Below are 9,533 nucleotides of genomic sequence, written 5' to 3'. Positions count from 1 at the left end.
AGCGCGCGATGGCCGCGGTCGCGGCCGACGAAATCGGCGACGAAGTCGTCGGCCGGGTGGGCGAGCAGCTCGCTGGGGGAGGCGATCTGCGCCAGCCGGCCGCCGACGCGCATCACGGCCACCTGGTCGCCGAGGGTGATGGCCTCGTCGATGTCGTGGGTGACGAAAAGGATGGTCTTGCCGAGGTCGGACTGCAGCCGCTTGAACTCCTCCTGCAACTGCGCCCGCACGACCGGGTCGACGGCGGAGAAGGGCTCGTCCATGAGCATCACGGGCGGATCGGCGGCGAGCGCGCGGGCCACGCCGACGCGCTGCTGCTGCCCGCCGGAGAGCTGGGCGGGATAGCGCTGGGCGAACTCCCGCGGCAGGCCCACCCGCTCGAGGAGCTCGTGGGCGCGGGCATACGCGGTCTTCTTGTCGGTGCCGAGCAGCAATGGCACGGTGGCGACATTGCGCTCGATCGTGTGGTGCGGGAAGAGCCCGCCGTGTTGGATGACGTAGCCGATGCCGCGGCGCAGGCTGGCCGGATCCATCGAGGCGGTGTCGGTGTCGTCGATGCTGATCCGCCCCGAGGTGGGCTCGATCATCCGGTTGACCATCCGCAAGGACGTCGTCTTGCCGCACCCGGACGGTCCGACGAGCACGGTGATCTGGCCGGTGGGTGCCTCGAGGGTCAGGTCATCGACGGCCGTGGTGCCGCCGGGATACCTCTTGGTGACTGCGTCGAACCGGATCACGTGCGGTCCTTCCCCGTTGGAGCGCCCACGCTAACCCAGGGCACCGACAACCGGCGGACTAACAGACCACCCTCACCCTCCGGGTGCTGTCGTCTGCTCGGCGACCCAGGCGGCATACGGCGCGTCGGCCGTGGTGGGCGTGGCGAGGATCTCCGGCACGTCATACGGGTGCGCGGCGCGCAGGCGCGCCATCAGCGCCGGGAGGCGGGCGGCCGTCGTCTTGGCAAGCAGCAGGATCTCCTGCTCGTGCTGAATGCCGCCGTCCCAGCGGTAGGTCGACGCCAGGCCCGAGAGGCACTGGACGCAGGCGGCGAGGCGCTCGGTGACGAGGAGATCGGCGAGCGCCTGGGCGGTGGCGGGATCGGGCGCGCTGGAGCGCACCTCGACGATCTCGGTCATCAGACGTCCGTGCGGTGGAAGTTCTGGAAGGACCTGGACGCGGTGGGGCCGCGTTGGCCCTGATAATGCGAGCCGTATGCCGCACTGCCGTAAGGATTTTCGGCCGAACTGGACAGCCGGAAGAAGGCCAGTTGGCCGATCTTCATGCCCGGCCACAGCATGATCGGCAGCGTCGCGACATTGGACAGCTCGAGCGTGACGTGACCACTGAACCCGGGATCGACGAATCCGGCTGTGGCGTGGGTGAGCAGGCCGAGGCGACCCAGCGACGACTTGCCCTCGACCCGGGCGGCCAGGTCGTCGGGGAGAGTCACAGTCTCCAGGGTCGAGCCGAGCACGAACTCCCCCGGGTGGAGCACGAACCCTTCGTCGGGATCGACCTCGACGAGCCGGGTCAGGTCGGGCTGGTCCTGGGCGGGGTCGATGACGGGGTATTTGTGGTTGTCGAAGAGCCGGAAGTACTTGTCGAGCCGCACGTCCACACTGCTCGGCTGGACCATCTGGGGGTCCCACGGGTCGAGGACAACCCGCCCGCCATCCACCTCGGAGCGGATATCGCGATCGGAGAGCAACACGGCGCCAACCTATCGCGCAGTCACCGGACGGATAGGCACGGCGCTACCCATCGGGAGTTGTTGCGCCAGCACCACTCCCGATGGGTAACGGCATCTCTTGCGGTCGAGGTGGCGCGGGTCAGTGACCCGCATCCGGGTCGGCGTGCTCGTGGGCGTCGGCCGGGATCACCGTGGTGGCGACCGCGACGAGCAGCAGCAGCGCGGCCATGACGGTCAGGACGACCAGGAAGGCCGGCCGGAAGATCTCCGCAGGTGCGTGCGTGTGCTGGCGGCCGGCGACCTCGAAGAAGAGCGTGCCCATCACGGCCGCACCGACCGCGTTGGCCAGTTGGCCGGTCGTGTTGAACTGCCCGGACGCCGACCCCGCCTGCCGGTCGGGGACCTGCCCGAGCGCGAGCGGAGCGGTCGAGGAGACCACGAACCCGAAGCCGGCCCCGATGAGGCAGATGGCCGGGACGAAGGCCCAGAAGCTCGTGGCCGGGGTGGCATCCCGCACAGTCAGCCACATGACCACCGCCCCGACGGCCATGACGACCGCGCCGAGGCTCAGCACCCGGCGGCCGATGCGCGCCATCAGGACGGCCGCGCCGGCACCGGCCGTGACCGTGCAGATCAGCGCGAAGGGGATGTTGACCAGGCCGGCCTTCAGGACCGACCAGCCGAGTCCGGCCTGGAAGTAGATCGTGCCGGCCAGGAAGTAGCCGGTCCCGGCGATGAACAGCAGGCCGCCGACGAGGCTGCCGCCGCTGAAGGCGCGGTCACGATAGAGGGAGGTCGCGACCAGCGGCTCGTCCCCGGCCCGCTCGTGGCGCGCCTCGGCGGCCACGAACGCGGCGAGGATGACCGCACCGGCGGCCATCACGGCATACGTCCAGGTCGGCCAGCCGAGTTCGTGGCCCATGACCAGCGGGTAGAGCAGCGCGAGCAGGCCGGCCGAGAGGACGGCGACCCCGCGGAAGTCCACCCGGTTGGCATGCGCCGCCCGCGACTCGGGGACGAAGCGCAGCGCCGCAACCAGCGCGAGGACCCCCACCGGCACGTTGACGAGGAAGACCCAGCGCCAGCCGGCGGTCTCGGTGAGCACCGATCCCATGATCGGCCCGACGACCGCGGCGAGGCCGGCGAGGGCAGAGAAGGCGGCCATCGCCTTCCCGCGCTCGTGCGGGGCATACATGACTTGGATGCTCGTCAGCACTTGCGGCACCATCGCGGCCGCGGCGATGCCCTGGACCGCGCGGAAGCCGACGAGCGCGGCGGCGCTCGGGGCCAAGCCGCAGGCGGCGGAGGCAAGGGTGAAGGCGACCAGGCCGACGAGGAAGAGGCGGCGGCGGCCGAAGCGGTCGCCGAGGCGGGCGCCGGTGATCAGCGAGATGCCGAAGGCCAGCGGGTATGCCGCGACGACCCACTGCAGCATCGCCCCGCTCGCGCCGAGGGAGCGTTCGATCGTCGGGAGGGCGACGTTGACGATCGTCACGTCGATCAGTTCCATGGCCGAGGCGAGCAGCAGGCTCACCAGGGCGAGGGTGCGGGCGCGGCCGGTGATGGCCGGGCGGGGACGGGAGGTGAGGGTGGTGCTCCGGGTCATGGTCGCTGTGTCCATGTCCACGACGCTACGGAGGCTTCCGGCCACTTTCTGTCCGCTAGATCTGCGAGAGTTGGGGCATGGCCAATACGAGTTCGCGGACGCTGCGGTTGTTGTCGTTGCTGCAGACGCACCGGTTCTGGCCGGGGAGCGAGCTCGCCGGGCGGCTGGAGGTCTCGGAGCGGACGCTGCGGCGCGATATCGACCGGTTGCGCGAGCTGGGCTATCCGGTGACGTCCTCACGCGGGACAGACGGCGGCTACCAACTGGGGGCGGGAGGCTCGATGCCGCCGCTCGTGGTGGACGAGGAAGAGGCCATCGCGATGGTGGTCGCGCTCGGGCAGACGGCGTCCGCGCAGTCCGGGGCATTCGCCGATGCCACCTTGTCCGCGCTGTCGAAGGTGACGCAGGTGCTGCCGTCGCGGCTACGCCGACGGGCGGAAGCGTTGCGCGAGGTCACCGTCGATGCGCCCTTCCGGACCGCGCCCGAGGTGGAGGCGGCGGTGCTCGGGGGCCTGGCCTCGGCGATCCGGGACGCGGAGCGGATTCGGTTCTCCTACACCGCTGTCGGCGGCTCCACGCCCGGAGAGGTGGTGCGGCGGCATGTCGAGCCGCACCAGCTGGTGACTGTCGGCCGGCGGTGGTATCTCGTGGCCTACGACCTCGACCGCGGCGACTGGCGCTCTTTCCGGCTCGACCGGCTCACCGACCCGGAGGGGACGCGCTCGATGTTCCGACGGCGCGAGATCCCGGGGGGCGATGCCGCGGCATACGTGCGCTCGGGGCTGTCGCGGCGGGAGGCCGGGCATGCGCTCGTGGCGGTCGTCGCCGCGCCGGCCGATGTGGTCGAGGCCAAGATCGGGCGCTGGGTGGAGGTCGCGGATCTCGGCGCGGGGCGCTGCCGCGTGAGCGGGGAGGCACCACAGCCGTGGTACTGGCTCCAGGCGCTCGGGATCCTCGAGGCGGACTTCACGATCGAGGACGCGGGCGCGGAGGTCCGCCAGATGCTGACGTCATGGGGAGGCCGGTTCGTGGCAGCGGCCGGATGAGGAGGGCGCGCGAGGTGGGCTGCGTGCTGGGTTAGACTTCCGGGGCTGCCATCGCGGAGCGTGATTCCGCGGGCGCGACGCCGGTGTAGCTCAATGGTAGAGCGCCAGCTTCCCAAGCTGGACACGCGGGTTCGATTCCCGTCACCGGCTCTCTGGCTGCCAGCAGGGCCGGGCGGGGCACCGGCACTGCCAAGGTTGCAATCCGGCGACATCCACCCACGGCGGGCGGGGCGGGTCCCGTGGGCCGTTGTAGGTTCGGCCGCATGGCCCAGCCCCTGGTCGTCCTCCAGGACGTCAACAAGCACTTCGGAGACCTCCATGTGCTCAAGAGCATCGACCTGAGCGTCGACAAGGGCGAGGTCGTCATCGTCATCGGCCCGTCCGGCTCCGGCAAGTCGACGATGTGCCGCACGATCAACCGGCTCGAGACGATCGAGAGCGGCACCATCACGATCGACGGCAAGCCACTGCCTGAGGAGGGCAAGGACCTCGCCCAGCTGCGCGCGGACGTCGGCATGGTCTTCCAGTCCTTCAACCTGTTCGCACACAAGACGATCCTCGACAATGTCACGCTCGGCCCGATCAAGGTCCGCAAGAAATCCAAGTCGCAGGCAGAGAAGGACGCCATGGCGCTGCTGGAGCGGGTCGGTGTCCAGGAGCAGGCGCACAAGTACCCGGCCCAGCTCTCCGGGGGTCAGCAGCAGCGCGTGGCGATCGCCCGCAGCCTCGCGATGGAACCCAAGGTCATGCTCTTCGACGAGCCCACCTCGGCCCTGGACCCCGAGATGATCAACGAGGTCCTCGACGTCATGGTCGGCCTCGCCAAGGACGGGATGACGATGATCGTCATCACCCACGAGATGGGCTTTGCCCGCAAGGCGGCCAATCGCGTCGTCTTCATGGACGACGGCCAGATCGTCGAACAGGCCACCCCGCAGGAGTTCTTCACCAATCCGCGTTCGGCGCGGGCCAAGGACTTCCTCGCCAAGATCCTCACCCACTAGAACCGACAACCGCGCACCACCGGAAGGAACACAACCATGAAGACACGCAGGATCGGCGCCCTCATCGGAGCGACCACCCTGGCCCTCGCACTCGGTGCCTGCGGCAGCAGTGACGACGGGACCGCGAGCGGCGGCTCCAGCGGCAGCGCCGCCGACGGCGACAGCATCAAGATCGGCATCAAGTTCGACCAGCCCGGGCTCGGGCTCTTCGACGCCGGCAAGTACTCCGGCTTCGACGTCGACGTCGCGAACTATGTCGCCAAGGAACTCGGCAAGACCAATGTGACCTTCATCCAGTCGCCGAGCAAGCAGCGCGAAGACCTGATCGCCACCGGCCAGGTCGATCTGATCTTCGCGACCTACTCGATCACCGACGAGCGCAAGCAGAAGGTCTCCTTCGCCGGGCCGTACTTCGTCGCCGGCCAGGACCTCCTCGTCGCGACCGACAGCGACATCACCGGGCCGGAGGGCCTCGACGGCAAGAAGCTGTGCTCGGTGACCAGCTCGACCTCGGCCCAGAAGGTCAAGGACAGCTACCCCGGCGTCCAGCTGCAGAACTTCGACACCTACAGCAAGTGTCTCGACCTGGTCGTCAACGGCCAGCTCGACGCGCTCACCACCGACAACACGATCCTCGCCGGGTATGCCGCCCAGCCGGCCTACAAGGGCAAGCTGAAGGTCGTCGGCAAGACCTTCTCCGAGGAGCGCTACGGCGTCGGCCTCAAGAAGGGCGACGTCGCCTTGTGCGAGAAGGTCAACACGGCGCTGAAGAAGATGGTCGACTCCGGCGAATGGCAGAAGGCCGTCGACGCGAACTTCGGCCCGGCCGGGTTCAAGGTCGACACCGCGACCAACCCGCCGAAGACGGACGCCTGCTCCTGACCTGACCCCTCCGGAACCCGAGCAGGGGTATGCCGCCGCCGCGCTGCATACCCCTGCCCACCGGACCACGGCAGGACCGGACCCGACACGGAAGACGTGAGCCATGGATGAACTGTTCGACCAGTTCGACATCTGGTCCGCCTTCGGCCAGACGATCTACCTCGCCTTCTTCTCCGCGCTCGGCGCGCTGATTCTCGGGACCGTCCTCGCGGTGATGCGGGTAGGCCCGGTGGGGATCTTCAACCGGGCCGGCGCGGCATACGTCAATCTGGTGCGCAACACGCCGCTGACGCTGATCGTGACATTCTGCCTGCTGGCTCTGCACTACCAGTTGAAGATCAACCTGGCACCGGCGACGAGTTCGACGTCGATCGTCGACAACGGGGTGCGGTGGGCGATCGTCGGCTTGATCGTCTACCACGCGGCGTTCGTGTGTGAGGCGCTGCGTAGCGGCATCAACACGGTGCCTCCCGGGCAGGCCGAGGCGGCCCGGTCGATCGGGCTCGGCTTCGGTCAAAGCCTGCGGTATGTCGTTCTGCCGCAAGCGTTCCGCGGCGCCATCGCCCCGCTGGCGTCGGTGCTCATCGCGTTGATCAAGAACACAACTGTCGCGTATGCGATCGGGGTCGCCGAGACGGCCGCGTTCATGCGGGACGCGCTGGAGTTCCGGCCTGACCTGAGCCTGATGATCTTCCTGCTCGTCGCCGGCTTCTTCGTCCTGCTGACGATGCCGCTCGGCATCCTGCTCACCAACCTCTCGCAGCGGATGGCGGTCAAGCGATGAGCACCTCGGTCCTCTTCGACGCCCCCGGCCCCAAGGCCCGGCGCCGGCACCGCGTGGTCGCCATCACCGGCGGGCTGCTGCTGTTGGTCCTGCTGGCGCTCGTGGGGCGTGCGCTGCACGCCAACGGGGAGTTCGCCGGGGCGAAGTGGAGCCCCTTCGCCGACTGGGGAACCTGGCGCTACTACCTGCTGCTGGGGATCTGGAACACCATCAAGGCCGCCGCGGCCGCGGTCGTCCTGGCGATGAGCTTCGGGTTCGTCTTCGGGGTGGGCCGGCTCTCGCGCAATGTCGTCATCCGCTGGGTGAGCGGGGCGATCGTCGAGTTCTTCCGCGCGGTCCCGGTGCTGATCATGATGATCTTCTTCTTCGGGGTGTTCGCGTACAACCAGGTCTTCCCGGCCGCGTGGAACCCGTTCGCCGCGGTGGTGACGGCGCTGACGCTCTACAACGGCTCGGTGATCGCGGAGCTGGTGCGGTCCGGGGTCTTCGGGCTGCCGAAGGGCCAGGCGGAGGCCGGCCTCTCGATCGGGTTGACTCCAGGCCAGACACTGCGCAATATCCAACTGCCGCAAGCGATCACGGCGATGTTGCCGGCGCTGGTCAGCCAACTCGTCGTCATCCTCAAGGACACCGCCCTCGGGACGATCATCACCTATCCGGAGCTACTGCAGCAGGCGCAGAACCTCGCGTCGGCCCGCTCGAATGTCATCCCCGCTTTGCTCGTCGCCGCGGCCGTCTTCATCGCGATCAACTACCTGCTGACCTGGCTGGCGGCTCGGCTCGAGGCCCGGATCAACCGGCGCGGGCATACGGCCGGTGCCGCCATCGGCCGGGCGCCGACGGTGCCGGGCGCGCCGGTCGACCAGGCGCACGCTGCGGCGCTGACCCCGCACGAGGCACGGCACGACGCGGCGCACGCCGGGCAGCAGGACCGGGTCTGAACGAGCCCTTAGTCCGCCAAATCGAACGCCTCGTGGAAGGCCCGCGTCAGATCGCGCTCCTGCTCCTCGAGAAGCGCCCCGAGGGGCCGGATCAATGCGCGCCGGGGGACGGTGACAATCGAGTCCAGGTTGGCCACGCACGGGTGTTCGAGCCCATTGTGAGGCCCGAGGGTGACCTCGCTGCTCAGGCCCCGGACGGTCGTGGTGATCGGTGCCACCGTGATCAGCTGCCGCACCGCCCTGACTTCCTCGCGCGTCAGCACCAGGACCGGGCGCGTCTTGTCGAGACGGGCCAGCCAGATCGGATGCATCAGTCCAGCTCGGACCAGGCGCTGCCGGCAGTGCCTGCAGCCCATGCCGCGTAGGCATCGGATTCGAGGTCAGGGTCGGTGGTCGAGGCGTAGATCTGCGCGTCTCGTGCGGCCCGTTGGCGCCGTACCTCCCCCCGGATCGCTCGGTTGATCACATCCGCCCGGCTCGTGGTCCGCGCAGCGGCCTGCGCATCGACGAAGGCGGCGAGGTCGTCGTCGACCCGAATCGTCATCTGCACACCCATACCGCGATCATACCGCTGCGGTATGACAGCTGTCGACGCCCAGTCCTCGCGTCGATCTCAGTCCGCGGCAACCACGGCGTAGATGCGTCCGCCGCCCGGGACGGGGGCCCGGCCGCCCATGACACCGACATACAACTGCCCGGCGGCGTCGCGCATCAGCGACCAGAAGACCCCGTCGGGGCGGGGATCGGCGAACGCCCCACTCGGCCGCGACGAGGCGTCGCGCAGGGCCTCCGGGGCGGCGTCGCGGGCCACGCCGGCGACCACGGGCCGGCGTCGGGGATGCGCAGTTCGAGGTCTCCCCATCGGATGCCGTGCCCCAGATGCGACAACAAGGGCGTCCACTCCTCCGCCCGTAAACTCGCGGCTCAGCCGGTCGTACACGGCGTCCGGGGCGTCGCGTGCGCCCGCCCATTGACTCACCAGGTGACGGTCGAACCAGGTGTCCACCTTATGGATCAGGCGGTGGTGGCCGTCGGCGCCGTCGGCTCGGGCGGCGGCGAGCCAGGCCCGCAGGTCCCGCCTGGGGCGGGGGAACATCCGCAGTTCCTAGCCCAGCCAGCCGGACGGGCAGGTATGCAGTGCCTCGGCGGCGTCGCGCCGGTCGGGGCTCATCGCTCCGAGAGTCACCACGTCGACGCCGATGCGGGGCAGTGGCCGCAGGTAGTTTGCGATCAGCAACCGGTGCCCGATTGCCGCCGGCGCGCGACCCGGGCCGGCCCGAGCGGTTGCGGCCGCAGCATCGCGCCCATCGCCTGGACCGCCTCCGCGAGCGGCCCGATGGTGCGCGCCAGCTGAACGCGGCTGAGGTCCTCGGCAGTGAACCGGAGCACCATCACCTGGCCAGTATTGCCAGCCGGCGGCCCGTTCCTCACAGGTGGAGCACAGCCGGTTGCTCGCTGCGGATCAGGCCCGCCCGGTGGAATCGGGGCATGACTTCCCATCTCGACCGGCGATCCGCCCTGCGCTGGGGCGGTGGCGCCCTGCTGCTGGCCGGACTGGCCAGCTGCACAGCAACGGCCGC

14 protein-coding genes and 1 tRNA gene are annotated in these 9,533 nt (G+C 69.5%); 6 read left to right on the top strand and 9 right to left on the bottom strand.

Annotated features, from left to right (window positions below; genetic code table 11):
• The 4 genes from BN11_RS10365 to BN11_RS10350 all read right to left on the bottom strand — a co-directional run.
• Positions 1-737, bottom strand: a 737-nt coding sequence (locus tag BN11_RS10365) for an ABC transporter ATP-binding protein (RefSeq protein ID WP_048701214.1), incomplete at its 3' end; no start/stop codon positions are given.
• Positions 738-809: 72 nt separating this feature from the next.
• Positions 810-1,136 (bottom strand): divalent-cation tolerance protein CutA, encoded by a 327-nt coding sequence (cutA, locus tag BN11_RS10360; RefSeq protein ID WP_048697353.1) that lies wholly within the window; start codon positions 1,134-1,136, stop codon positions 810-812.
• Positions 1,136-1,711: a dCTP deaminase gene (gene dcd / locus BN11_RS10355; RefSeq protein WP_048697350.1), complete on the bottom strand. Its 576-nt coding sequence runs from the start codon at positions 1,709-1,711 to the stop codon at positions 1,136-1,138. The genes cutA and dcd overlap by 1 nt, the downstream gene beginning before the upstream one ends.
• A gap of 118 nt (positions 1,712-1,829) precedes the next feature.
• Positions 1,830-3,311, bottom strand: coding sequence for a DHA2 family efflux MFS transporter permease subunit (locus BN11_RS10350; RefSeq protein ID WP_235435434.1), 1,482 nt, complete (start codon positions 3,309-3,311; stop codon positions 1,830-1,832).
• Positions 3,312-3,373: 62 nt separating this feature from the next.
• Between BN11_RS10350 and BN11_RS10345 the strand changes: the two genes are divergently transcribed.
• The 6 genes from BN11_RS10345 (at position 3,374) to BN11_RS10320 (ending at position 7,953) form a co-directional block, all read left to right on the top strand.
• On the top strand, positions 3,374-4,342 hold the full coding sequence (locus BN11_RS10345) for a helix-turn-helix transcriptional regulator (RefSeq protein WP_048697348.1): 969 nt from the start codon (positions 3,374-3,376) through the stop codon (positions 4,340-4,342).
• Between the two features lie 79 nt (positions 4,343-4,421).
• Positions 4,422-4,492: transfer RNA gene (locus tag BN11_RS10340), tRNA-Gly, on the top strand.
• Positions 4,493-4,605: 113 nt separating this feature from the next.
• A complete protein-coding gene (locus BN11_RS10335; protein ID WP_048697344.1) occupies positions 4,606-5,346 on the top strand; it encodes an amino acid ABC transporter ATP-binding protein in 741 nt (246 codons plus the stop codon).
• 36 nt (positions 5,347-5,382) lie between these two features.
• Positions 5,383-6,228 carry a glutamate ABC transporter substrate-binding protein gene (locus tag BN11_RS10330; protein ID WP_048697341.1) on the top strand — a complete coding sequence of 282 codons (846 nt, stop codon included), beginning with the start codon at positions 5,383-5,385 and terminating at the stop codon, positions 6,226-6,228.
• Positions 6,229-6,331: 103 nt separating this feature from the next.
• Positions 6,332-7,012, top strand: coding sequence for an amino acid ABC transporter permease (locus BN11_RS10325; RefSeq protein WP_048697339.1), 681 nt, complete (start codon positions 6,332-6,334; stop codon positions 7,010-7,012).
• Positions 7,009-7,953: an amino acid ABC transporter permease gene (locus BN11_RS10320; protein ID WP_083433681.1), complete on the top strand. Its 945-nt coding sequence runs from the start codon at positions 7,009-7,011 to the stop codon at positions 7,951-7,953. Before BN11_RS10325 ends, BN11_RS10320 begins: the two co-directional genes overlap by 4 nt.
• Positions 7,954-7,961: 8 nt before the next feature.
• Here the strand turns inward: BN11_RS10320 and BN11_RS10315 are convergent, their stop codons facing one another.
• The 5 genes from BN11_RS10315 to BN11_RS25155 are packed head-to-tail and all read right to left on the bottom strand — an operon-like array spanning position 7,962 to position 9,348.
• Complete coding sequence (locus BN11_RS10315) at positions 7,962-8,264, bottom strand: type II toxin-antitoxin system PemK/MazF family toxin (RefSeq protein WP_048697336.1); 303 nt, start codon at positions 8,262-8,264, stop codon at positions 7,962-7,964.
• The gene (locus BN11_RS10310) at positions 8,264-8,509 is read right to left on the bottom strand and encodes a ribbon-helix-helix protein, CopG family (RefSeq protein WP_048697333.1); all 246 of its coding nucleotides are present in this window, start codon (positions 8,507-8,509) and stop codon (positions 8,264-8,266) included. The genes BN11_RS10315 and BN11_RS10310 overlap by 1 nt, the downstream gene beginning before the upstream one ends.
• Positions 8,510-8,566: 57 nt before the next feature.
• Positions 8,567-9,049, bottom strand: a complete 483-nt coding sequence (locus BN11_RS22610; protein ID WP_157044072.1) for a hypothetical protein — start codon at positions 9,047-9,049, stop codon at positions 8,567-8,569.
• A gap of 9 nt (positions 9,050-9,058) precedes the next feature.
• The gene (locus tag BN11_RS25595) at positions 9,059-9,190 is read right to left on the bottom strand and encodes a hypothetical protein (protein WP_268807093.1); all 132 of its coding nucleotides are present in this window, start codon (positions 9,188-9,190) and stop codon (positions 9,059-9,061) included.
• Entirely contained in the window at positions 9,184-9,348 is a 165-nt protein-coding gene (locus tag BN11_RS25155) for a hypothetical protein (protein WP_157044071.1), read from the bottom strand. Before BN11_RS25155 ends, BN11_RS25595 begins: the two co-directional genes overlap by 7 nt.
• Between the last annotated feature and the right edge of the window lie 185 nt (positions 9,349-9,533).

Source organism: Nostocoides australiense Ben110, from assembly GCF_001050535.1.
Lineage (GTDB): Bacteria > Actinomycetota > Actinomycetes > Actinomycetales > Dermatophilaceae > Nostocoides_A > Nostocoides_A australiense.
The sequence above is the reverse complement of the archived record's forward strand: the minus strand, read 5'-3'. Positions and strand labels throughout refer to the sequence as shown.

Bases quoted from the DNA above. Each gene is read 5' to 3' on its own strand.
- BN11_RS10315 (WP_048697336.1), bottom strand. From the start codon at position 8,264: ATGCATCCGATCTGGCTGGCCCGTCTCGACAAGACGCGCCCGGTCCTG.
- BN11_RS10310 (WP_048697333.1), bottom strand. From the start codon at position 8,509: ATGGGTGTGCAGATGACGATTCGGGTCGACGACGACCTCGCCGCCTTC.
- BN11_RS22610 (WP_157044072.1), bottom strand. From the start codon at position 9,049: ATGTTCCCCCGCCCCAGGCGGGACCTGCGGGCCTGGCTCGCCGCCGCC.
- BN11_RS10345 (WP_048697348.1), top strand. From the start codon at position 3,374: ATGGCCAATACGAGTTCGCGGACGCTGCGGTTGTTGTCGTTGCTGCAG.
- BN11_RS10335 (WP_048697344.1), top strand. From the start codon at position 4,606: ATGGCCCAGCCCCTGGTCGTCCTCCAGGACGTCAACAAGCACTTCGGA.
- BN11_RS10330 (WP_048697341.1), top strand. From the start codon at position 5,383: ATGAAGACACGCAGGATCGGCGCCCTCATCGGAGCGACCACCCTGGCC.
- BN11_RS10320 (WP_083433681.1), top strand. From the start codon at position 7,009: ATGAGCACCTCGGTCCTCTTCGACGCCCCCGGCCCCAAGGCCCGGCGC.
- BN11_RS10350 (WP_235435434.1), bottom strand. From the start codon at position 3,311: ATGGACACAGCGACCATGACCCGGAGCACCACCCTCACCTCCCGTCCC.
- cutA (WP_048697353.1), bottom strand. From the start codon at position 1,136: ATGACCGAGATCGTCGAGGTGCGCTCCAGCGCGCCCGATCCCGCCACC.
- BN11_RS10325 (WP_048697339.1), top strand. From the start codon at position 6,332: ATGGATGAACTGTTCGACCAGTTCGACATCTGGTCCGCCTTCGGCCAG.